Here is a 19,894-nt window from a genome sequence, read left to right as displayed (position 1 = left end):
TGTCCTTTCACGGCATGCGCATCAGGGATGCGCCGCCATCGTCCATGTCCTTGGCGCTCGCGAGGAGCTTGGCCTGCACTTCGTAGGAGCGCTGGTTCTCGATCATCTGAACGAGCGTGTCGGTGATGTTCACGTTGGACTGTTCGAGCTTGCCGCCCATCACCTTCGCGTCGAGGTTTTCGGGCAGCGCGCCGCCGCCCTTCACGCGCAGCAGATTGTCGGTGCCCTTGACCGTCTCGCTGCCCTTGGGATCGACCAGCTTCAGCTTGTCGACGGCTTGAGGCTTGTCGAGCTCGCCGCCGGGCGGAACGACCAGCACCGATCCATCCGGACCGATGGTCACTTTGGACGCGGGCGGGATGGTGATCGGCCCGCTGCCGCCGATGACGGGAAAGCCGTCGCCGGTCTGCAGCACGCCGGAGGGGGAGATCGAAAGATCGCCGCGGCGGGTATAGCCTTCCTCGCCGTCCGCTGCCTGAACGGCCATCCAGGCATCGCCTTCCATGGCGATGTCGAGATCGCGGCCGGTCGAGATCACGGCGCCGTTCTTGCGGTCGGCGTCGATCACTTCGCCGGCGGTCAGCGAACGCGCTTCGACCGAGCCGCCGCGCAGCGCCAGCTGCTCGAACGCGACCTTGTCGCCGCGAAAGCCGATCGTCGACGCATTCGCCATGTTGTTGGCGATCGCTGCCTGCGCGGCCATGCGGCTGCGCAGACCCGAATAGGCGGTGTAGACCAGTCTATCCATCGATCGCCCCTAGGCCTCTCGTCTCGTTAGCTGCGGATGTTGATGATGGTCTGGCCAAGCTGGTTGGCGGTATCGATCGCCTTGGCATTGGCCTGGAAGTTGCGCTGGGCGGCGATCAGGCCGACCAGTTCTTCGGTCATGTCGACGTTCGACCGTTCGATCGCGCCGGCCATGATGTTGCCGAAGCCGCCTTCCCCCGCCTGGCCGAGCGTCGCCGCGCCGGAGAGACCCGAAGCCGACCAATAGCTGTTCCCGATCTGGCGCAGGCCTTCATTGTTGGCGAACTGTGCGAGCACGACCTTGCCGAGCGCCTGGTTGGTGCCGTTCGAAAAGCTTGCCTTGACCAGGCCGTTCGCATCGACGGTGACGCCCTGGAGCTGTCCGATCGGCTCGCCATTCTGGCTCTGCGCAATGATGGTGAAGGCCGAAGGGCGTTGGGTGGTGGCGATCGCGAAGTTGATCGTCATATCCTGCGGCGCCGCGTTCGGCGGAGTAAAGGTCGCGAACGTCGTCGGCCCCCCCGGAGTCTGCAGCACACCGTTCGCGTCGAACCGCAAAGTCAGCGGCACGGGCGGAGTCTGCTGGGTCGCATTGGCAGACAGCTGCTGGCCGCCGACAAAGGTGTAGACGAGCCAGTCGCTGTTGGTGTTCGTGCCGCCCGGCGCGGTCTGCCGGACATAGTAGTTCGTCAGCGTGTTCGGATTGCCCACCGAGTCGTAGATCACGGTCGACGAGGAGAAATTATACGTCTCCGGATCGAAGCGGCTGAACGCATAGGGGCTTGCCGCCGTCCATTGCGGGTCATTGGCCGGGATCGGCGCATTGGCCGACAGGTTGACCGACACCTTGGCTTCGGTGGTCGCCTTGGGCGTGCCGCTGGTCTGCGGCAGGCGCAGCGCGACGGTCTCATCGATGCCGGTGGCGACCACGGTGCCGCTGCCGTCAACCGGGTAGACCTGGACGGTCGAGCCCTGGCTGTCGACGACGAACCGGTCGGCCGAAACCGAGAAGGAGCCGTTGCGGGTAAACGCGATCTCGCTCGTATTCGGGTTCGGCTTGACGACGAAGAAGCCCTCGCCCGAAATGGCGAGGTCGAGCGAGGATTGCGACTGCTGCAGCCCGCCCTGAGAATATTGCTGGCGGATGCTCTTCACATAGGAACCGGAGCCGATCAGCTGGTTCGGGCTCTTGGTCGCGGTGGACGCGATCACGTCGCCGAACTCGACCTTCGAGCGCTTGAAGCCGTTGGTGCCGGCGTTCGCCAGATTGTGCGAGATCGTCGAGAGCTCGGTCTGGGCGCCCTGCAGGCCGGACAGTGAAGTGTAGAACGACATCGGTAACTCCTACGAAAAGCTCAGCCGACCTGGCGGACGGCAGTCAGGGGTTGCTGGCCAAGTCCAGCCAGGTTCAGCATCGGCGCGCCGCCGCCCGAACCCAGGCTGACCGACGTGACCGGCGCCCACACGGCAACTGGAGAAGCAACTCGCGTGCCATTTCGGAGTGCGGACGCGGTGATCTTGTATGGGCCGGCCGGGGCGGTGCCGCCTTCATCGGTCTTGCCGTCCCAGTTGACCTCGACATCGCCTTTGCCTTGGGCGCCGTAGTTGATCGTGCGCAGCAGGTTGCCGGCCTGGTCCGAGATCTGGACGACCAGCTCGTCGGCGCCTTCTTCCAGCGGTGCCACGGCAGAAAGGGAGCCGTCGGCCGCCGCATAAGCCGTATTGCCTTCGACCAGCACGGCGCGTCCGACATAGGAGACGGCCTGCGCGGCATTGGCGCCGCCCAGCTGGTCGGCGACACTCTTCAGCGTCTTATTCATCTCCGAAATGCCGGTGACGCTTGAGAATTGCGCCATCTGAGCGACCATATTCTCGTTCTTGACCGGCTCGAACGGATCCTGGTTCTTCAGCTGCTCGGTCATGAGCTTCAGAAAGGCCTCCTGGCCGAGCATGTTGGCTTCGACGGCAGTCTGCAGCCGGGGCGTGCCGGCAACGCCTTGCCGCCCGATGCCGAGCTTCGACAGCGTGTCGTCGAACGACGCGACCCCGCTCACCGGCCGAGCCTCAGCGTGTCGAGGATCAGGCTCTTCGCCGTCTGCAGCACCTCGACATTATTTTTATACGTGCGTGCGGTCTCCATCATGTCGACCATCTCCCGGGTTTCATCGACTGCGGATTCAAAGACATAGCCGTCCTTGTTCGCCATCGGGTGGTTGGGGTCGTGGCGCTTGGTGGGGGCGGGGCCCGCCGTCACGACCTGCTTCACGTCCACCGTGGCGAGGCCGGTCGCCTGATCGTAGCTGGTCTTGAAGACCGGCTTCAGCGACCGATAGGCCTCTGCCTCGCTGCTCGCGACCCCGCCCGCATTGGCGAGGTTGGAGGCGGTGGTGTTCATCCGCACGAGCTGCGCCGACATGGCGCGCCCGGCGACGTCGAAAATGGTGAGCGGTTTATCCATCACTCGCCTTTCAGCGCTCGCTTGAGCGTCTCGATGCGGCCGTTGAGGAAAGAGAGCGTCGTCTGATAGGCGATCGCGTTCTCGGCGAACTTGGTCTGCTCGGTGTTCAGCTCGACCGTATTGCCGTCGAGCGAGGCCTGGAGCGGCACGCGGTACTTGGTGGCGCTTTGAATCGCCGCGGCCGTGCTCGCGCCCGGTGCCTCCGCCGCGCTCAGCGCCGCCGCGAAGTCGATGTCGCGCGCCTTGAAGCCCGGCGTCGAGGCGTTGGCGATGTTGGATGCGAGCAGGCCCAGCCGCTGCGACCGCAGCGCCAGCGCCTTCCCATGCACTCCGAACAGATCGTCTGCCATTTGGCTCCTCGCGATATTCCGCAGGCGGCTGTGCAAGGGGCGTGCCAATGCCTCGAGGGCGTGGCGGCGAGCAGGATCGCGGCATCCAACCGGCAATGATTTGCCGCCGACCGGCAATGCGGCTTGCCGCCCCCGCCGCCACTTGCCGCATGCGCGCAACTGGCCCGGCTCTTGCTGAAGAACGAGCGATGATCGACTCACTCTCATTCTTCTACGATCCCATCGCGCTGGCGATCGTCGGCGGCGGCACTTTGCTGGCGTCCGCCGCACGCGGGCCGTTCCGCGACACGGTGAATGCCTTTCGCGCGCTGCCGGTGCTGGTGCGGCGTCCATTCGACTTCGGCCCGGCGCGTGCCCAGCTCGCCCGCGCCGAACGGGTCGCCACTGCCAAGAGCCTGCTCGCCGTCGACTCGCACCTGCTGAAAGACGGTGATGTGCGGGAAGGGGTGCAGGCGGTCGCCGATGGCGCCACCGCCGATCAGGTCGAGGCGCTGCTCGACCGGCTTCGCGAGGAGCGGCTGGAGCGGCATGCCGTGGTCCAGGACTATTGGGCTGCTGCCGCCGAGACGGCCCCGGCTATGGGCATGGTCGGCACGCTGATCGGGCTGGTCGGCATGTTCCGCGCGATGGACGATCCGGCGACGATCGGCAGCGCCATGGCGATCGCTCTTCTCGCCACGCTCTATGGCGCGCTGTTCGCCAATCTGATTGCCGCGCCAGTCAGTGCGCGGCTGCGCCGCCTCTCGCGCGCGGAAGAGAATGAACGCCGCGCGCTGGTGAAACCGTTCCGCGCCTTCGCCAATCGCGAAACGCCGGTGAAGCGCGGACTCGCCGCCTGATGCGCCTTGCGCTGCACCGCCCTGCCCGTCCGCTCTGGCTGATCACGCTCGCCGACCTGTCACTGCTGCTGGTCGGCTTCTTCGTCTTCCTCCAGGCGACCGCGCACAAGGAGCAGAAGCAGCAGGACGCCATCCAGGCCGGCATCCGCAAAGCCTTTGGCGGTGAGCCGGAGCCGCGGCTCGCCGTGGACGCCAACGTGGTGGCCGGCTTCGCGCCTGGCAGCAGCGAACTGCCCGCCAGTGCCGCTACTATCCTGACCTGGGCGCGCGAGGCACTGGCCGATCCGCGCACCCGGCTGGTCGTCACCGGCTATGCCGATGGCTCGCCCTCGGACCGAATTCAAGGTAGCGCGCTCGCTCTTGCTGCCTTGCGCGCGGACACGGTGGCGCGCTCGCTAGGCGGACTCGTGCCGGCCGATCGGCTGCGCGTCGAGGCAACGGCCATCCCCGGCCCCCGCCGTGTCACCCTCACCATTTCCTACGATCCTTGAGATGGAGCCGAACATGATTTCGCTTCTGCTAATCGCGGCGGCACCTGCCGCCATCGATCTCGCGCTACTGGACCGCGCCGCCGAGATCTTCGCCGGCGCGCGGCTGGGTGAGCCCGGCGGCCCCGCGGCGCCGATCGACCGCCGGCTGCGCCTCTCCGGCTGCAGCTCCAGCCCGGAGTTCAGCTGGCGCAGCGAAGCGCGCGACGCGATCGTGATCCGCTGCCCCGACCATAATGGCTGGCGCATCTTCGTCGGAGTCAAGGGCGCGCCGGCGACTGCGGTAGCGGCAGCTAAGGCTGAACCAGTGATACGGCGCGGCGATCCGGTGACCTTGGTTGCGGGACAGAGCGGCTTTTCCGTATCGGCCGACGGTACGGCAATGAGCGATGCCGCCGCCGGCGCCCGGCTTCAGATCAAGATCGAAGGTGCCAAGGCGCCCGTGCAGGCGATCGCGCTGGAGACCGGGAAAGCAACGCTGCCGGGGTGGTGAGCAACATTTTCTAAAGGTTCTGCGCAGCCGGCCGTTTCTATGCCTGAAACCCACTCCAGCCAGGAAAGGACGCGGGCATGATTGATCCGATCGGCGTAACGCCCGGCCACATCCAGGGCAGCCGTGCAGAACCTCGAGACGCGGCCAAGGTCGTGCCTTTGCAAGCCGTTCGCGCGCCGCAGCCGGCGGCGGTGGCGGAAACCAGCGCACGGGATACCGCCAAGGCGCTGGCCGCCCGTCCGCCCGTCGATGCGGAGCGCGTGCAGATGATCAAGCGGGCGCTGCAGGAAGGTCGCTATCCGATCGTCCCCGCTAAGATCGCCGACCGCATGATCGCGGCGCAAATGAAATGGGTCGAAAAGAAATGACGCGGATGGATGCGCTGAAGGCGGTGATTGCTTCCCTGGAGGCCGAGCTCGCCGCGCTCAAGAGCTTCGACATCGATGCGCTGGCCGCAGCGACGGCCGAAAAGGAGGGAAGTATCGGCGCCCTTGCCGCGCGTAACGACAATCCGCTTTCCGCCGAAGAGCGGGCGCTCGTCGAGCAGGCCGCGCGCCTCAACGAGACCGCACGCGTCTATGTCAATCTGATGAGCGCGAACGTGAAGCAGCGACTCGAAACGCTAACCGGCATCAAGCCGGTCGCTTACGCGCCAGCGCGGGCGGTCGCGTAAAGAAAAACGGGAGCGCCTTTCGGCACTCCCGCTCTCATACGCCCGAACCTTCGGTTCAGGAGTAGGTGATCGCCATTCGGTCGCGACGTCGCATCGCGGCACCGAGCAGGCCGAAGCCGCCGAGCATCATCGCCCATGTCGCTGGTTCCGGGATTGCGGCGATAGCCGGCCCGACCCGGATCTGCCGAACTTCCTGAATGCCCGTGCCGTTAACTGTGAAAGACACGCGAGCGATCGTCTGACCATTGATCGCCTGGAAGCCAAACCGGCCGTCGCCGGTGATCGCCTGGTCGTTGAAGGTGAAAACAGTGCCGGCGTCGTCGATCAAAGTGAAGTCAGCTTCGGTCGCATCACCGCCGAACAGACGAAACTCGACGTCCTGAAACGTCAGGCCGTCCTGCGTCAGCTCCAGTTGAAACTGTGTCAGATTGATTGTGTCGTTCGGGTTCTTCGTTGCACCGTTCAACGCGCCCGAGACACTCGCCTGACCACCGCTGGCGCGCAGGATCGCACCACCGCTCGTGATGTCGACGCTGAACTGCGGCGTACTGTTGGTGAGGCCGACAACCGTTGTGGCGTTCTGCGTACCCGCGTTGAACAGGATGTTCTTGCCCTGAATCGCGCTGGCGTCGACCTGAACGATATCTGCTTGCGCAGGCGCGGCAATGCCGACGCCAATGGCGACTGCGGCAGCAGCGAATGAGATTGGTTGCATGTCTTGAACCCCTTGTTCGAAGTGAAACTTTGGAACGACTGCGTACCGATTCTCTTGTCGTTAACTCTTTCTTTACCATTCTTCTGAGAACCGACCTAGGACAAACTCGTCATCTTAGTCCCCGTTCCTCTTTAGCTGCCTGATGTCCGCAGTTTGACATCCTGAGGATTCTTCGTCAGGGCGGCCGCGGGCCACGCCGTCCCAACGCGGCGCGCGCTCTCTGCGAGGAGAGATACATGACTGGACTGATTGCCGACCCCACGGCCGACCTGCGCCTGGACCGTCCCGCCGACAAGCCGGCACGCCCTTATTTCTCATCCGGACCCTGCGCCAAGCCACCCGGCTGGGCGCTCGAGCGCCTGCCGCACGGCTCGCTTGGCCGGTCGCACCGGTCCAAGCTCGGCAAGAGCCGGCTCCAGCATGCGATCGATCTCACCCGCGAAGTGCTGCAGGTGCCCGACACGCATCGGATCGGCATCGTGCCCGCGTCCGATACCGGCGCCGTCGAGATGGCGATGTGGTCGATGCTGGGCACGCGTCCGGTGACCCTGCTCGCTTGGGAAAGCTTCGGTGAAGGTTGGGTCACCGACGCGGTCAAGCAGCTGAAACTCGATCCGACGGTGCTGAAGGCCCCTTATGGTGCGCTGCCAGACCTCGCCGCGGTCGACTTCAGCCATGACGTCATCTTCACCTGGAACGGCACGACATCCGGCGTGCGCGTGCCTGACGGCGCGTGGATTCCTGCAGACCGTGAGGGACTGACCTTCGCGGATGCGACCAGCGCAGCTTTCGCCATGCCGCTGCCGTTCGACAAGCTCGACGTGACCACTTTCAGCTTCCAGAAGGTGCTCGGCGGGGAAGCGGCGCACGGCGTTCTGATCCTCAGCCCGCGCGCCGTCGAGCGGCTGGAAAGCTATACGCCCGCCTGGCCGCTGCCGAAGATCTTCCGCATGACCAAAGGCGGCAAGCTGATCGAAGGCATTTTCCAAGGCGAAACGATCAACACGCCGTCCATGCTGGTCATCGAGGATTATATCTTCTCGCTGGAATGGGCGAAGGATGTCGGCGGGTTGGCCGGGCTGATCGCCCGCTCCCAAGCCAATGCCGCTGCGCTGGACAGCGTTGTCCAACAGCTGCCCTGGCTCGATCATCTGGTCGCCGACCCGGCGATCCGGTCGAACACCAGCGTCTGCCTGAAATTCGCTGACAGCGTTGTCGAGGGCATGGACGAGGCCGGCCGGCTCTCGCTGGTCAAGAAGCTGGCGTCGGTGCTCGAGGCGGAGGATGTCGCCTATGACATCGCCGGCCACCGCGACGCGCCCGCCGGCCTGCGCATCTGGTGCGGAGCGACGGTCGATGCCGACGATATCGCCAAGCTCGGCCCGTGGCTCGACTGGGCGTGGCATTCGATCCGCGCATGACCGTGCTCCGGCGAAGGCCGGAGCCCTGTGACACACCGCTCCGGCCTTTGCCGGAGCACATCCAAGCTGGAACATCCCATGCCCAAAGTCCTCATCTCCGACAAAATGGACCCGCGCGCCGCCGCCATCTTCCGTGAGCGCGGCGTCGAGGTCGATGAAAAGCCTGGCCTCACCAAAGACGAGCTGACCGCGATCATCGGCGACTATGACGGTCTCGCCATCCGCTCCGCGACCAAGGTTGGGCGCGATATTCTGAATGCCGCGACCAATCTCAAGGTGGTCGGGCGCGCGGGTATCGGTGTCGACAATGTCGACATCCCCGCCGCATCGGCAAAGGGCGTGGTCGTCATGAACACGCCCTTCGGCAACTCGATCACGACGGCCGAGCACGCAATCGCGCTCATGTTCGCGCTCGCCCGCGACATTCCGGAAGCCGACCGCTCCACCCAAGCCGGCAAATGGGAAAAGAACCGCTTCATGGGCGTCGAGGTGTCCGGCAAGACCTTGGGCCTGATCGGCGCGGGCAATATCGGCTCGATCGTCGCCGATCGCGCCATTGGCCTCAAGATGAAGGTGGTCGCTTTCGATCCCTTCCTCTCGGCCGAGCGCGCGCGCGATTTGGGCGTCGAGAAGGTGACGCTGGACGAACTGCTCGCCCGCGCCGATTTCATAACTTTGCACACGCCGCTGACCGACCAGACCCGGAACATCCTTAGCCGCCAGAACCTCGCCAAGACGAAAAAGGGCGTGCGCATCGTCAACTGCGCCCGCGGAGGCTTGATCGACGAGGCAGCGCTGAAGGAGGCGCTCGATAGCGGCCATGTCGCCGGCGCGGCGCTGGACGTGTTCGTCGAGGAACCTGCCAAGGAGTCGCCGCTGTTCGGCACGCCCGGCTTCATTTCCACCCCGCACTTGGGCGCGTCGACCAGCGAAGCGCAGGTTAATGTCGCCATTCAGGTCGCGGAACAGATGGCCGATTATCTGCTGACCGGCGCCGTCACCAATGCACTCAACATGCCGAGCGTCTCGGCAGAGGACGCCCCGCGGCTGCGGCCGTACATGGCACTGGCGGAAAAGCTCGGTTCGCTTGTTGGGCAGCTCGCCCATGGCGGTCTGACCTCGATTGATATCGAGGTGGAGGGCGCCGCCGCGGAACTGAACCAGAAGCCGATCACCGGCGCCGTGCTGGCCGGCCTGATGCGCGTCTATTCGGACACGGTGAACATGGTGAACGCTCCCTTCATGGCGAAGGAACGCGGCCTCGACGTGCGCGAAGTCCGCCATGACCGCGAAGGCGATTACCATACCCTGCTCCGCGTCTCCGTCGCCACTTCGGACGGCGAGCGTTCGGTCGCCGGCACCTTGTTCGGTGATCAGAACCCGCGGTTGGTCGAGCTGTTCGGAATCAAGGTCGAAGCCGACCTCGCCGGGCCGATGCTCTACGTCGTGAACGAGGATTCGCCTGGTTTCATCGGCCGGATCGGCACCGCGCTCGGCGATGCCGGCGTCAACATCGGCACCTTCCATCTCGGCCGCCGCGCCGCCGGCGGCGAGGCGGTGCTGCTGCTCTCGGTCGACACGCCCGTGCCGGAGCCGGTCCTCGACACGCTGTGCCGCCTGCCAGGCGTAAAGCGAGTCAAGCCGCTGCTGTTCCCGTGACGGCCCTCCTGCCCGAAGGCTTGCGCGACCGGCTGCCGCCGCAAGCGGATGCGGCGGCGGCGATGCTGCGGGCGGCGCTCGATGCCATTCGCGCCCACGGCTATGAGCGGGTGGCGCCGCCGCTCGCCGAATATGAGGAGTCGCTGGTCGGGCGGCTGAAAGCGGGGACGGCGCGCGACTTGCTTCGCGTCGTGGACCCTTTATCGCAGCGGACCTTGGCGCTGCGACCCGACATCACGACACAGGTCGGTCGGATTGCCGCGACAAGACTAGCCGCCCGGCCTCGGCCGTTGCGGCTTTCCTATGGCGGCCCAGTGGTGAAGCTGCGCGCATCGCAGCTGCGGCCGGAGCGTGAAATGACCCAGATCGGCGCCGAGCTGATCGGCCGTGACAGTGCGGAGGCCGCGGCTGAGATCGTGGCGTTGGCGGTGGAAGCGCTGCAGGCGGCCGGCGCCCGCGGCATCACTGTCGATCTGACCATGCCGGACCTGGTGGACACGCTCGCCGCAGGTCCGTTCGAGCTTGAGCCTGCCCGGGCTTCGCAGGTGCGCGCGCTTCTTGACGCCAAGGATGCGGGGGGGCTCGCCGCCATTGGTGCGGAAGCCTATCTGCCGCTGATCGCGGCGGCCGGTCCGTTTTCCGAAGCCGTGCAGCGTCTGCGGAGCTTCGAGCCAAGCCTCGCGCCCCGTCTCGATGCGTTCGAGCAGATTGCCCGCCGGCTCGATGGCACTGCCATGGTCACCCTGGATCCGGCCGAGCGGCATGGGTTCGAATATCAGAGCTGGCTCGGCTTTTCGCTGTTCGCCGAAGGGCTGCCAGGCGAAGTCGGTCGGGGCGGCAGCTACACAATCCTGCATGAAGACGGGCTTGAGGAGCCGGCGGTCGGCTTCTCCATCTACCCCGACCCGCTGCTCGACCTGATCGAAGCGGAAGGCGGAGCGCGACGCGTCTTTCTGCCACTTGGCCACGACCCGGCCGCAGCTGCGCGGCTAAGGCGCGAAGGCTGGATCACGGTCGCCGCGCTTGACGAGCAATGCCGTGCCGATGGGTGCAGCCATGTGCTCCAGGGAGGGAGTGCGGCGCCGCTTACCTGAAGCGGGGGCGTCGAACCTCCGGGAAGATGCCGGCGAAGAACGCATCGATCTCGGCGGTGGCGCGATCGTCGCGCTGTCCGATCTCGTTATTGATGCGCATATGAGTGGTGCCGGCGATCGGGATCACTTTGGCTGAGGCACCCGCGCCGATCAGGCCTGCAGCGAAATCGCTTCCCTGAGCGGAGGCAAAGCCATTGTTGGCGTCCGCGACGATCGCCCAAGCGGGCGCGTTAGGCGGCTCGACATGCTTGACCGGGGACAGTTCCGATTGACGGACCGGATCGTCGCCGAATGCCGGCCGCAAATATCGTTCGACGATCGGAGCGCCGAGCTGCGCCATGACGGGCGGAATGTCGAGCACCGACGGGTCAAGCAGCACCACCCCCTTCAACGCCGTGAATGGCACGCCCGCTTTCTCCAGCCAGTTCGGGTCGGTGCCCAGCTGCGCTGCCATTGTTCCGCCGGAGCTATGGCCGATCAGCGCGATCCGGCTGCCGTCCACTCCTGCCTGCCGGCGCAGCAATGCGATGGCCTGCGCCACGTCGCGCAGCTGATCTTCCGCCGTCGCCGCCGGCACGTAACGATAGCCGACCGTCGCATAGGCATAGCCGTTCCTCGTCCAATGCCCGGTCTGGGCCCCTCTCGATCCGTCTCGCGGTGACCCCGCGCTCCAGCCACCGCCGTGCAGATAGACAATCAGCGGCGCTCGGCGAGCTCCTTCGCGTGTGAAGAGCGTCGCTGCCTGACGAGGTTCCTTGCCGTAAGTGAGCGTACGCGCCACCACCGGTCCCGCTACAAGGACGTGGCGGCCGCTCTGCGCGTGGATGGCCGGCGTGACGGCGGAGAGCAGCAGGGCCGCGATTGCCATGGCGATCACGTTATCACTCCGCATCGAAGCACTGGCCCAAGCTGGTGTTGCAGATTGGCACATAGATGAAAGTGTCGAATTCGTCCTTAGTCCGGCTCAGCCGCAGCTGTGTAGCTTCCCTTGGGGAAACAGGGGGAAGTTACATCTATGCGCGTTCTGCTTGCAGCTGCCTTGCTGGCCGGGGCGGCCATGCCGGCCTCCGCCGAAGAGATCACTGTCCGCTTCGCTGGCAAGATCAATTATGTTCACTACCAGCAGGATCCGTTCGGCGTACCCGATGTGCACGGGCCGCTCACTACGCCGCTCGACTATGTCTATGATCTGACATTCGATACGAGCATCGGCACTTTGACGGTCATCCCGGGTACCAGCGTGGTCGCCGGCATCGGCTACAGCATCAGCCCGATCCGTCGCTGGTCGCTGACCATCAACGGCGTCACCGACGCGGGTCAGAACGTGCCGGGCGACCTCTACAACAACACGGTCGGCCGTACCGGGAACGCGACCTTCGGCGGTTGGTCAGTCTCTTTCGATGGTGGCGTCGGCAATCAGAAATATTGGGGCTGCTTCCCTAGGCCTCAACTCGCAGGTCGCGAACAGCCACGTCTTCTCCGATCCGTTCGTCAATCAGAACACGTCGGGCATTGCCGGCTTCCACCATTATGAGAAGCAGAGCGACGGCAGCTTTTCGCACCTTTACTGGCTCGGTGCCGATGTTCGCTCGGCGTCGATCCTCGTGGCGGGCAATGCAGTGCCGGAGCCGGGCAGCTGGGCGCTGATGATCGCCGGCTTCGGCCTGGCTGGCGCCGCAGCCCGTGCCCGCCGGAGAGTCGCTTTGGCCTGCTGATCACCTCTGGGGCGAGGCTCCGCTGGACCTCGCCTCGCTTGCCGACTAGGCCGTGCCCGCTTCCAAGGAGGGCAGTTTGGCCAACGTTACGGTGATCGGCGCCCAATGGGGCGACGAGGGCAAAGGCAAGATTGTCGATTGGCTGGCCGAGCGCGCGGACATGGTCGTGCGCTTCCAGGGCGGCCACAATGCCGGCCACACGCTCGTCATCGGCGATCAGGTTTACAAGCTGTCGCTGCTTCCCTCGGGCATCGTGCGCGGTACTCCCTCCGTGATTGGCAATGGCGTGGTGCTTGATCCCTGGGCACTCAAGGCCGAGGTCGAGAAGCTCCAGGCGCAGGGTGTCGAAGTGACCCCCCGCACGCTCTCGATTGCCGACAACTGCGCGCTGATCTTGCCATTTCACCGCGACCTCGACGCGCTGCGCGAGGACGCGAGCGGCGCCGGCAAGATCGGCACGACCCGGCGCGGTATCGGCCCCGCTTATGAAGACAAGGTCGGCCGTAGGGCGTTACGCGTTTGCGACCTGGCGCATCTGGACGATCTCGGGCCGCAGCTCGATCGCCTTACCGCGCATCATGATGCCTTGCGCGCCGGTTTCGGCGAGCCGCCGATCGACCGCGAGCGGCTGGTCACGGAGTTGCGCGAGATCGCTGCTTTCGTCTTGCAGTTCGCCAAACCGGTCTGGCTGGACTTGAACGAAGCGCGCGCACGGGGCCGCCGCATCCTGTTCGAAGGCGCACAAGGGACTCTGCTCGACGTCGATCACGGCACTTACCCGTTCGTCACCTCGTCCAACACGATTGCGGGGACTGCGGCAGGGGGCTCGGGATTGGGGCCGGGCGCGGTCGGTTTCGTGCTTGGTATCGTCAAGGCCTACACCACGCGGGTCGGCTCAGGACCGTTCCCGACCGAGCTGGACGACGAGATCGGCCAGCGGCTGGGCGAGCGCGGACGGGAGTTCGGCACGGTGACTGGACGCAAGCGCCGCTGCGGCTGGTTCGATGCGGTGCTGGTGCGCCAATCGGTCGCAGTGTCGGGCGTGACCGGCGCGGCGCTGACGAAGCTGGACGTGCTGGACGGTCTCGACACGATCCGGATCTGCACCGGTTATCGGCTCGGCGGCAGCACGCTCGATCACTTCCCGGCGCACGCGGCGGAGCAGGCCGCGGTCGAGCCGATCTACGAAGAGATCGAAGGCTGGAGCGAGTCGACGGCAGGCGCGCGCAGCTGGGCGCAACTGCCGGCCCAGGCGATCAAGTACATCCGGCGCATCGAAGAACTGATCCGCTGCCCGGTGGCCCTGGTTTCGACCAGCCCCGAGCGGGACGACACGATCCTGGTCCGCGATCCCTTCGCGGATTGATCGTCATTTCAAGCAATGGAGCGATGAAGCAATCCAGTCAGGACAGCTGGATTGGTTCGTTGCGCCCGCAATGACGCTGACTAAAGCAGTTTAAGCAGAAGCACACTCTTCGTCGCCTTGGGCTTGACGCGGGGCTAGGCTGCTCTTGTGGAGGGCGGCCGTGCGGCTTGTCGCTGAAGAAGCCAAGGCCCGGATCAAGTCCGGGCCGACGCCGTCAGAAGCATCAAGCTAAGATGATCACGGCTCTAGGCGGTCACTTCTTCTCGACCGCTGGCATGTCGCTCTTGGTTTCGAACTGGCGCTTGGCCGCCGGATCAGCAGTCACCGCACCTTGAGCCGGCGTGTCCACCGGTGAGGCGCCGACATCCGCGGACTTGGCGGCGGGGCCGCCCGGCGCATCACCCGGCAGCTGTCCTGCTGCGGGCGCCGCAGGCAGCGGCAACGGGCTGTCGGCCTGCTGGTTCAGATAGGCAATCAGGTCGGCCCGGTCCTTCGCATTCGAAATACCGGCAAAGGTCATCTTGGTGCCTTCGGCATATTTGCGCGGGCTCTTCAGCCACTCGCTCATACCCGCCCAATCCCAGTTGCCGGGCTTGCTCTTGAGAGCGCTTGAATAGGCGAAGCCCGCCACATGGCCGTGCGGCTTGCCGAGGGTTCCCCACAGATTGGGCCCGACGCCATTGGCGCCGCCTTTTGTAATGGTGTGGCAGGCGGCGCACTTGGCGAAAGTAGTAGCACCCTTGGCCGGATCTGCGGTGGCGAGCAGCGCCTCGATCGGCTGTTCCGCCTCTCCGCCACCGCCTTCCTCGGCGACACCCTCGATCGGATAACCCATTTTTTCCGGACGCTCGGTATGAAACATTTCGCTGGTCAGGATGCCTGCCCCCAGCGCCACGATGCCCGCGCCCAAAACCCAGCCCGCGATCGTGTTGTTGCGGTCGTTCATTCCAAGTCCTCATGAAGGCCCGGACGGGCCGCGCTCAGGAAATTTGCGGCCTCCTTTAGAAAGAGGCTGCGCGCCTCGCAAGCGCCGCGGCTTTGCTTGCAGCGCGAAAGCCCCTAACCGCGCTCCTCAAGATGGAAAACTACCCCGAACCAGCGCGGCGGATCGTCGCACAGATGTGGGCTGCCGCCGAAGCCGATCCGGATCGCGCCGTCGCGTTCCAAGGCGCTCCTGGCGCCAACTCGCACCGCGCGCTTGGCGAGCATTTCCCGGACGCATTGCCGCTGCCCTGCTTCAGCTTCGAGGACGCGCTGGAAGCGGTGAAGGAAGGAAAAGCGGGGCATGCCATAATCCCGATCGAGAATTCGGTGCATGGGCGCGTCGCCGACATTCATTTCCTGCTGCCGGAATCGGGCCTGGCGATCGTCGGCGAGCACTTTCTGCCGATCGTCCCTGCGCTGATCGGCAAGGCAGGTCACCAAATTCGCGAGGTAATGAGCCATCCCCAGGCGCTCGGCCAGAGCCGTAAGTGGCTGCGGGCGCGCGGCATTCGTCCTATCGACTATGCCGACACGGCGGCGGCGGTCGCGGCGGTCGAGGAAATGAAGGACTGGAGCATCGCCGCGATCGCTCCCGCCTTTGCCGCCGACATCTATGGTCTCGACGTGATCGAGAATGAGATCGCCGACGAAGCGCACAATACCACGCGTTTCCTCATCCTGGCGCGCGAGGAGCGACGTCCGGCCGACGGACCAGTGATGACCACTTTCATCTTCGAGGTGAACAATATCCCCGCCGCGCTCTACAAGGCACTGGGCTGCTTCGCGACCAACGGCATCAACATGACGAAGTTGGAAAGCTACCAGCGCGGCGCGAGCTTTGCCGCGACGGAGTTCTTCACCGACATCGAGGGAGCGCCAGGCGATCCTGCGGTGGATCGCGCGCTGGAAGAGCTACGCTTCCAGGCGCGTTCGGTCCGTATCTTGGGAACCTATCGTCAGGCGCGCAAACGCGGCTAGGCCCCTGTGTTCTCAAGCCACCAGCTGAACAGCGTGTGGGCGATCGCATAGGGGGGCGGCGGCAGGAAAGGCGCACCGAGCTCGCCCGCCATGGACGCAGCAACCCCGTGGTGGTCCACCCAGAAGGCATCGTCCAGCTCCGTCGTGTCGATGGTGAGCTCTGGATCGTCGGTATATGCCATGCAGGCCATCATCAGCGATGACGGGAAGGGCCAGGGCTGACTGACGATGTAGCGCACGTCGCGGACCTTGAGGCCTGCTTCCTCCCAGAGTTCGCGCGCGACTGCTTCCTCCACCGACTCGCCCGGCTCGAGGAAACCGGCCAGCGCCGAATAGCGGCCTTTGGGATAGCGCGGCTGCCTTCCGACCAGCACGCGCCTGTCATGTTCGGCCAGCATGATCACGACCGGGTCGACGCGGGGAAAATGCTCGGTGGCGCAATGGCTGCATTTGCGGCCCCAGCCGGCCCGATGGATCGTGGTGTCGCCACTTCCGCAGCGTGCGCAGAAGCGATGGCGCAGGTGCCAGTCGATCAGGCTCCGCGCGGCCGCATAGGTCGAAGCTTCCTCGGGCGGCAGCAGCTCGAGCGAGCGGAAGATCGCCATCGATCGCGCCGCCGCTTCGGGCATCGAATAGTCCAAGGCGGCGAAGTGGGCGCGGCCATCGAGCAGCCCCAGGAGGAGCAACTCCGCCGTTTCCGGCGCTTCGGCAAGGCTCCCCCAGCTCAACTCGCCGGTATCCGACAGCACCGGGTCGATGCCGTCGAGCCGCAGCAGGCGCGAGCGCCAGTCGCTCATCGCCGCGCCAAGCGCCTCGGGATCGTTACGGAGCGTGTCGGCCCGGTCGAGGGGCGAGCCTGTAAGTCCGGGCCTCAGCATGCGGCGGCGTTCAAGGTCATCCGGTGCTCCATGACGCGCCGCGCCGCCTTGTCAAACACGGTCGGCAGGCCCGCTTGGGGCAGGTGCGAGATCGGCCACCATTCGCCTTCGATCGCATTGCTGCGCGAGGCCTTCGCGACTGCGATGTGGAGGTCGAGCGAGAAGTGGGTGAAGACATGGCGCACCGGCTCGGCCAGCACCGACCATTCAGCTGGGACCGGCGAGTCCGACAGGCTCGGGGCGCTGTCCCAGCGGCTGGTCGGCAGGGCGCGCATGCCGCCGAGCAGGCCCTTGGGCGGGCGGGTCACCAGCAGCACCTGGTCGTCCGCCTCGATCCAGAAGACGAAGCCGTGGCGATGCGGCCTCGTCTTTTTCAACGCCTTCACCGGCAGTTCCTCCTGCCGTCCCTGCACCAGCGCAGCGCAATAGCTGCGGACGGGACAAATGGCGCAGGCAGGCCGCCGGGGTGTGCAGATGGTCGCGCCCAGGTCCATCATCGCCTGGGCATGATCGCCCGGCCGATCCGCCGGCGTCAGTTCAGCGGCGCGCGCGCGGATCAGCGGCTTGGCGGCGGGCAGGGGCGTGTCGATCGCGAACAAGCGTGCGATCACCCGCTCGACATTGCCGTCGACTACTATGGCCTGCTCGCCGAATGCGATCGAGGCAATGGCGGCTGCGGTATAGTCTCCGATGCCGGGCAGCTTGCGAAGCTCCGCCGCAGTGCCCGGAAAGCGCCCATGCTCCCGCACGACAGTCCGGGCGCAGGCGAGCAGGTTCCGCGCGCGGCTATAATAGCCGAGCCCGGCCCAGGCGCTCATCACTTCGGCGTCCTCTGCGGCCGCCAGTGCTTCGATCGTGGGCCAGCGCGCGAGGAAAGTCTCGAAATAGGGCTTCACCGCCGCGACTGTGGTCTGCTGCAGCATGACCTCGGACAGCCACACTGGATAGGGTTCCGGCGGCGGCGCGCCAGGCGGGCTGCGCCACGGCAGCACCCGAGCATGCCGGTCGTACCAGGCGAGGAGGTTTGGCGAGATCACGCCCAAGCTCCTACTCGCCATGGACGGTTCATTGGAAGCGTGGCAAATGCGCTGTCGATGACCGGCCGCAAGTCAAAGCAGGACGACGCCCCTCGCGGCGGCCGCGCGCGCAGCGTCGCCGAACTGCTGCCCGAGGCAGGGCGCGCCTCCTTCCGCAAGTTCGGCTTCGTCCAGCACGCGATCGTCAGCCGCTGGGGCGAGATCGTCGGCCAGCGTTATGCCGGTGTGTCCGCGCCCGAATCGATCCGCTTCCCGCAAGGAAAAAGGTCGGACGGCACGCTGACGCTCACGGTTGCGAGCGCGCACGCGCCGATGATGCAGCATGTGCTGCCGGAGATCGTGGAGCGGGTGAACCGCTTCTTCGGCTATTCGGCTGTGGCGCGCGTCGCAATTCGCCAGGGCGTGGTTGCCAAGGCCGCGCCCAAGCCCGCCGCGCCGGAGCTGAAGCCGGTGCCGGTCGAACTCGGCGAATCGCTGCGCGCGGTCGGGGATCCGGAGCTGCGGGCGGTGCTTGAGTCGCTGGCCCGCGGCATCGCCACCAGCGAATCCCTGCCTGTGCTCGGGAGAGTGAAAGCGTGAGATTATCTGTTGTTGCGGGTGCCGGCCTTGCCGCGCTGGCGCTCGTCGCCGCCACGCCCGCGACCGATTGGACCAAGCGGGTCACTCAGACGCCCCAGGGCGCCTTCGTGCTCGGCAATCCGGCCGCCAAGACCCGGCTGGTCGAATATGTGAGTTATACTTGCGATCACTGCGCGCACTTCTCGAACGAGGCGAGCGCCCCGCTCAAGTCCCGTTATGTGGCGAACGGTTCGACGGCGGTCGAAGTCCGGCACGCGGTGCGCGACCCGATCGATCTCGCCGCCACATTGCTGGCGCGCTGCACCGGGCCGGCGCGGTTCTTCGCGGCGCACGAAAAGCTGTTCGCGACGCAGGATCAATGGTTCGGGCAGGGTGTGCGCTATGCTCAAGGAAATAAGGACGCGCTGGAAAAGGCTGCCGGCCCCGAACGAGTGAGGATGCTGGCCAAGGCATCGGGCCTGGGCGCGGTGGTGGGCCTCAATGATGCGCAGGTGAATGCGTGCCTCGCCAATACTGCGCAGCAGCGGCCGGTCATGGCGATGACGCAAGAGGCGTGGCAGACCCGGTCCATTCCCGGCACGCCGCACTTCCTGATCAATGGTGAAAGCGTGAAGAACGCCACCAGTTGGGCGGCGCTCGAGCCGCAGCTCAAGACGAAGTAACGGAGACCATCAGATGACCAGAACTCACCTGCTCGCGCTCGGCGCCGCCGCGCTTGCGCTCGCCGGCTGCAGCAAGGGCGCCGAAAATGCGACTGCTCCGGCCAATGGCACCAGCGCCGCCGCCGCGACTCCGCCGGCGGGCCAGGACTGGACTCAGGTGGTCAGCGCCACGCCCGAAGGCGGGATGGTGATGGGCAACCCGAACGCGCCGGTGAAGCTGGTCGAATATCTGTCGCTCACCTGCCCGCATTGCGCCGAGTTCGCGGAGACCGGCTACGCCAAGCTGCAGGACTATGTGAAAAAGGGCACGCTCAGCCTCGAGATGCGCAATTATGTGCGTGATCCGATCGACATGACCGCGACGTTGGTCACCCGCTGCAACGGACCGCAAACCTATTTCGCGATGACGGAGCAGGCGCTCGCGCAGCAGCAACAGATCATGGCGAAGATTCAACAAGTACCACAAGCCGAACTGCAGCGCCTGCAGAGCGCGCCGCCTGCCGACCAGTTCAAGGCGCTTGCCACCCTGCTCGGCATCGACCAGTTCGCCAAGCAGCGCGGCGTGCCGCAGTCGAAGCTCGACCAGTGCTTTGCCGACAAGGCCGCGCTCGATCAGCTGGTCGCCGGCACCAGCAAGGCGAACGAGATCCCTGGCTTTCCGGGCACGCCGACCTTCCTGCTGAACGGTACGATGCTGCAGAATGCCGGCACCTGGGAGGGCCTGGAGCCGCAGCTGAAGTCCGCAGGCGCTTAGTCAT

25 protein-coding genes are annotated in these 19,894 nt (G+C 65.7%); 15 read left to right on the top strand and 10 right to left on the bottom strand.

The window, feature by feature from the left end:
• Positions 1-7 precede the first annotated feature (7 nt).
• The 5 genes from VGT77_RS13660 to flgB are packed head-to-tail and all read right to left on the bottom strand — an operon-like array spanning position 8 to position 3,555.
• Positions 8-748 (bottom strand): flagellar basal body rod protein FlgF, encoded by a 741-nt coding sequence (locus VGT77_RS13660; RefSeq protein WP_327463502.1) that lies wholly within the window; start codon positions 746-748, stop codon positions 8-10.
• 26 nt (positions 749-774) lie between these two features.
• A complete protein-coding gene (locus VGT77_RS13655) occupies positions 775-2,082 on the bottom strand; it encodes a flagellar hook protein FlgE (RefSeq protein ID WP_327463500.1) in 1,308 nt (435 codons plus the stop codon).
• Positions 2,083-2,102: 20 nt separating this feature from the next.
• A complete protein-coding gene (locus tag VGT77_RS13650; RefSeq protein WP_327463498.1) occupies positions 2,103-2,801 on the bottom strand; it encodes a flagellar hook assembly protein FlgD in 699 nt (232 codons plus the stop codon).
• Entirely contained in the window at positions 2,798-3,205 is a 408-nt protein-coding gene (gene flgC, locus VGT77_RS13645) for a flagellar basal body rod protein FlgC (protein WP_327463496.1), read from the bottom strand. Before flgC ends, VGT77_RS13650 begins: the two co-directional genes overlap by 4 nt.
• On the bottom strand, positions 3,205-3,555 hold the full coding sequence (gene flgB / locus VGT77_RS13640) for a flagellar basal body rod protein FlgB (protein WP_327463494.1): 351 nt from the start codon (positions 3,553-3,555) through the stop codon (positions 3,205-3,207). The genes flgC and flgB overlap by 1 nt, the downstream gene beginning before the upstream one ends.
• 188 nt (positions 3,556-3,743) lie before the next feature.
• Between flgB and VGT77_RS13635 the strand changes: the two genes are divergently transcribed.
• The 5 genes from VGT77_RS13635 to VGT77_RS13615 all read left to right on the top strand — a co-directional run bounded on the left by VGT77_RS13635 (position 3,744) and on the right by VGT77_RS13615 (position 6,048).
• A complete protein-coding gene (locus tag VGT77_RS13635; RefSeq protein WP_327463492.1) occupies positions 3,744-4,394 on the top strand; it encodes a motility protein A in 651 nt (216 codons plus the stop codon).
• Entirely contained in the window at positions 4,394-4,885 is a 492-nt protein-coding gene (locus VGT77_RS13630; RefSeq protein ID WP_327463490.1) for a flagellar motor protein MotB, read from the top strand. Before VGT77_RS13635 ends, VGT77_RS13630 begins: the two co-directional genes overlap by 1 nt.
• Positions 4,886-4,898: 13 nt before the next feature.
• Positions 4,899-5,375 carry a flagella basal body P-ring formation protein FlgA gene (locus VGT77_RS13625; protein ID WP_327463488.1) on the top strand — a complete coding sequence of 159 codons (477 nt, stop codon included), beginning with the start codon at positions 4,899-4,901 and terminating at the stop codon, positions 5,373-5,375.
• Between the two features lie 77 nt (positions 5,376-5,452).
• Positions 5,453-5,743 carry a flagellar biosynthesis anti-sigma factor FlgM gene (gene flgM, locus VGT77_RS13620; RefSeq protein WP_327463486.1) on the top strand — a complete coding sequence of 97 codons (291 nt, stop codon included), beginning with the start codon at positions 5,453-5,455 and terminating at the stop codon, positions 5,741-5,743.
• Positions 5,725-6,048, top strand: a complete 324-nt coding sequence (locus VGT77_RS13615; protein ID WP_327463484.1) for a flagellar protein FlgN — start codon at positions 5,725-5,727, stop codon at positions 6,046-6,048. Before flgM ends, VGT77_RS13615 begins: the two co-directional genes overlap by 19 nt.
• A gap of 55 nt (positions 6,049-6,103) precedes the next feature.
• Here the strand turns inward: VGT77_RS13615 and VGT77_RS13610 are convergent, their stop codons facing one another.
• Positions 6,104-6,763: a PEPxxWA-CTERM sorting domain-containing protein gene (locus VGT77_RS13610; RefSeq protein WP_327463482.1), complete on the bottom strand. Its 660-nt coding sequence runs from the start codon at positions 6,761-6,763 to the stop codon at positions 6,104-6,106.
• Between the two features lie 236 nt (positions 6,764-6,999).
• Between VGT77_RS13610 and VGT77_RS13605 the strand changes: the two genes are divergently transcribed.
• The 3 genes from VGT77_RS13605 to VGT77_RS13595 all read left to right on the top strand — a co-directional run bounded on the left by VGT77_RS13605 (position 7,000) and on the right by VGT77_RS13595 (position 10,937).
• A complete protein-coding gene (locus VGT77_RS13605; RefSeq protein ID WP_327463481.1) occupies positions 7,000-8,184 on the top strand; it encodes a phosphoserine transaminase in 1,185 nt (394 codons plus the stop codon).
• Between the two features lie 78 nt (positions 8,185-8,262).
• The gene (serA, locus tag VGT77_RS13600; protein ID WP_327463479.1) at positions 8,263-9,843 is read left to right on the top strand and encodes a phosphoglycerate dehydrogenase; all 1,581 of its coding nucleotides are present in this window, start codon (positions 8,263-8,265) and stop codon (positions 9,841-9,843) included.
• Positions 9,840-10,937 (top strand): ATP phosphoribosyltransferase regulatory subunit, encoded by a 1,098-nt coding sequence (locus tag VGT77_RS13595; protein WP_327463477.1) that lies wholly within the window; start codon positions 9,840-9,842, stop codon positions 10,935-10,937. The genes serA and VGT77_RS13595 overlap by 4 nt, the downstream gene beginning before the upstream one ends.
• On the opposite strand, the gene VGT77_RS13590 is transcribed toward VGT77_RS13595, so the two are convergent.
• On the bottom strand, positions 10,930-11,829 hold the full coding sequence (locus tag VGT77_RS13590) for an alpha/beta hydrolase (RefSeq protein ID WP_327463475.1): 900 nt from the start codon (positions 11,827-11,829) through the stop codon (positions 10,930-10,932). The genes VGT77_RS13595 and VGT77_RS13590 overlap by 8 nt on opposite strands.
• A 123-nt stretch (positions 11,830-11,952) precedes the next feature.
• Here VGT77_RS13590 and VGT77_RS13585 point away from each other — a divergent pair, with 123 nt between their 5' ends.
• The 3 genes from VGT77_RS13585 to VGT77_RS13575 all read left to right on the top strand — a co-directional run bounded on the left by VGT77_RS13585 (position 11,953) and on the right by VGT77_RS13575 (position 14,018).
• On the top strand, positions 11,953-12,471 hold the full coding sequence (locus VGT77_RS13585) for a hypothetical protein (protein WP_327463473.1): 519 nt from the start codon (positions 11,953-11,955) through the stop codon (positions 12,469-12,471).
• A gap of 70 nt (positions 12,472-12,541) precedes the next feature.
• On the top strand, positions 12,542-12,652 hold the full coding sequence (locus VGT77_RS13580) for a PEPxxWA-CTERM sorting domain-containing protein (protein WP_327463472.1): 111 nt from the start codon (positions 12,542-12,544) through the stop codon (positions 12,650-12,652).
• 76 nt (positions 12,653-12,728) lie between these two features.
• The gene (locus VGT77_RS13575) at positions 12,729-14,018 is read left to right on the top strand and encodes an adenylosuccinate synthase (protein WP_327463470.1); all 1,290 of its coding nucleotides are present in this window, start codon (positions 12,729-12,731) and stop codon (positions 14,016-14,018) included.
• A 253-nt stretch (positions 14,019-14,271) separates the two neighbouring features.
• On the opposite strand, the gene VGT77_RS13570 is transcribed toward VGT77_RS13575, so the two are convergent.
• The gene (locus tag VGT77_RS13570; RefSeq protein ID WP_327463468.1) at positions 14,272-14,964 is read right to left on the bottom strand and encodes a cytochrome c family protein; all 693 of its coding nucleotides are present in this window, start codon (positions 14,962-14,964) and stop codon (positions 14,272-14,274) included.
• A 131-nt stretch (positions 14,965-15,095) separates the two neighbouring features.
• Here VGT77_RS13570 and VGT77_RS13565 point away from each other — a divergent pair, with 131 nt between their 5' ends.
• Positions 15,096-15,980 carry a prephenate dehydratase gene (locus tag VGT77_RS13565; RefSeq protein ID WP_327463466.1) on the top strand — a complete coding sequence of 295 codons (885 nt, stop codon included), beginning with the start codon at positions 15,096-15,098 and terminating at the stop codon, positions 15,978-15,980.
• On the opposite strand, the gene nudC is transcribed toward VGT77_RS13565, so the two are convergent.
• Both nudC and mutY read right to left on the bottom strand, forming a co-directional pair.
• Positions 15,977-16,858: an NAD(+) diphosphatase gene (nudC, locus tag VGT77_RS13560; RefSeq protein WP_327463464.1), complete on the bottom strand. Its 882-nt coding sequence runs from the start codon at positions 16,856-16,858 to the stop codon at positions 15,977-15,979. The genes VGT77_RS13565 and nudC overlap by 4 nt on opposite strands.
• A complete protein-coding gene (gene mutY / locus VGT77_RS13555) occupies positions 16,852-17,916 on the bottom strand; it encodes an A/G-specific adenine glycosylase (protein WP_327463462.1) in 1,065 nt (354 codons plus the stop codon). Before mutY ends, nudC begins: the two co-directional genes overlap by 7 nt.
• A 36-nt stretch (positions 17,917-17,952) precedes the next feature.
• Here mutY and VGT77_RS13550 point away from each other — a divergent pair, with 36 nt between their 5' ends.
• The 3 genes from VGT77_RS13550 to VGT77_RS13540 are packed head-to-tail and all read left to right on the top strand — an operon-like array spanning position 17,953 to position 19,890.
• Complete coding sequence (locus VGT77_RS13550) at positions 17,953-18,474, top strand: DUF721 domain-containing protein (RefSeq protein ID WP_327463460.1); 522 nt, start codon at positions 17,953-17,955, stop codon at positions 18,472-18,474.
• On the top strand, positions 18,471-19,136 hold the full coding sequence (locus tag VGT77_RS13545) for a thioredoxin domain-containing protein (protein WP_327463458.1): 666 nt from the start codon (positions 18,471-18,473) through the stop codon (positions 19,134-19,136). The genes VGT77_RS13550 and VGT77_RS13545 overlap by 4 nt, the downstream gene beginning before the upstream one ends.
• A gap of 13 nt (positions 19,137-19,149) precedes the next feature.
• Entirely contained in the window at positions 19,150-19,890 is a 741-nt protein-coding gene (locus VGT77_RS13540; RefSeq protein WP_327463456.1) for a thioredoxin domain-containing protein, read from the top strand.
• Positions 19,891-19,894 lie beyond the last annotated feature (4 nt).

Source organism: Sphingomonas sp. (genome assembly GCF_035944535.1).
Taxonomy (GTDB): domain Bacteria; phylum Pseudomonadota; class Alphaproteobacteria; order Sphingomonadales; family Sphingomonadaceae; genus Sphingomonas_B.
The sequence above is the reverse complement of the archived record's forward strand: the minus strand, read 5'-3'. Positions and strand labels throughout refer to the sequence as shown.

What these genes read in the sequence shown, in the direction of transcription:
- VGT77_RS13605 (WP_327463481.1), top strand. Translation starts at nt 7,000, where the DNA reads ATGACTGGACTGATTGCCGACCCCACGGCCGACCTGCGCCTGGACCGT.
- mutY (WP_327463462.1), bottom strand. Translation starts at nt 17,916, where the DNA reads ATGGCGAGTAGGAGCTTGGGCGTGATCTCGCCAAACCTCCTCGCCTGG.
- VGT77_RS13570 (WP_327463468.1), bottom strand. Translation starts at nt 14,964, where the DNA reads ATGAACGACCGCAACAACACGATCGCGGGCTGGGTTTTGGGCGCGGGC.
- VGT77_RS13540 (WP_327463456.1), top strand. Translation starts at nt 19,150, where the DNA reads ATGACCAGAACTCACCTGCTCGCGCTCGGCGCCGCCGCGCTTGCGCTC.
- VGT77_RS13635 (WP_327463492.1), top strand. Translation starts at nt 3,744, where the DNA reads ATGATCGACTCACTCTCATTCTTCTACGATCCCATCGCGCTGGCGATC.
- VGT77_RS13585 (WP_327463473.1), top strand. Translation starts at nt 11,953, where the DNA reads ATGCGCGTTCTGCTTGCAGCTGCCTTGCTGGCCGGGGCGGCCATGCCG.
- flgB (WP_327463494.1), bottom strand. Translation starts at nt 3,555, where the DNA reads ATGGCAGACGATCTGTTCGGAGTGCATGGGAAGGCGCTGGCGCTGCGG.
- serA (WP_327463479.1), top strand. Translation starts at nt 8,263, where the DNA reads ATGCCCAAAGTCCTCATCTCCGACAAAATGGACCCGCGCGCCGCCGCC.
- VGT77_RS13610 (WP_327463482.1), bottom strand. Translation starts at nt 6,763, where the DNA reads ATGCAACCAATCTCATTCGCTGCTGCCGCAGTCGCCATTGGCGTCGGC.
- VGT77_RS13550 (WP_327463460.1), top strand. Translation starts at nt 17,953, where the DNA reads ATGACCGGCCGCAAGTCAAAGCAGGACGACGCCCCTCGCGGCGGCCGC.
- VGT77_RS13565 (WP_327463466.1), top strand. Translation starts at nt 15,096, where the DNA reads ATGGAAAACTACCCCGAACCAGCGCGGCGGATCGTCGCACAGATGTGG.
- nudC (WP_327463464.1), bottom strand. Translation starts at nt 16,858, where the DNA reads ATGCTGAGGCCCGGACTTACAGGCTCGCCCCTCGACCGGGCCGACACG.
- flgC (WP_327463496.1), bottom strand. Translation starts at nt 3,205, where the DNA reads ATGGATAAACCGCTCACCATTTTCGACGTCGCCGGGCGCGCCATGTCG.
- VGT77_RS13625 (WP_327463488.1), top strand. Translation starts at nt 4,899, where the DNA reads ATGATTTCGCTTCTGCTAATCGCGGCGGCACCTGCCGCCATCGATCTC.
- VGT77_RS13630 (WP_327463490.1), top strand. Translation starts at nt 4,394, where the DNA reads ATGCGCCTTGCGCTGCACCGCCCTGCCCGTCCGCTCTGGCTGATCACG.
- VGT77_RS13655 (WP_327463500.1), bottom strand. Translation starts at nt 2,082, where the DNA reads ATGTCGTTCTACACTTCACTGTCCGGCCTGCAGGGCGCCCAGACCGAG.
- flgM (WP_327463486.1), top strand. Translation starts at nt 5,453, where the DNA reads ATGATTGATCCGATCGGCGTAACGCCCGGCCACATCCAGGGCAGCCGT.
- VGT77_RS13615 (WP_327463484.1), top strand. Translation starts at nt 5,725, where the DNA reads ATGGGTCGAAAAGAAATGACGCGGATGGATGCGCTGAAGGCGGTGATT.
- VGT77_RS13660 (WP_327463502.1), bottom strand. Translation starts at nt 748, where the DNA reads ATGGATAGACTGGTCTACACCGCCTATTCGGGTCTGCGCAGCCGCATG.
- VGT77_RS13590 (WP_327463475.1), bottom strand. Translation starts at nt 11,829, where the DNA reads ATGCGGAGTGATAACGTGATCGCCATGGCAATCGCGGCCCTGCTGCTC.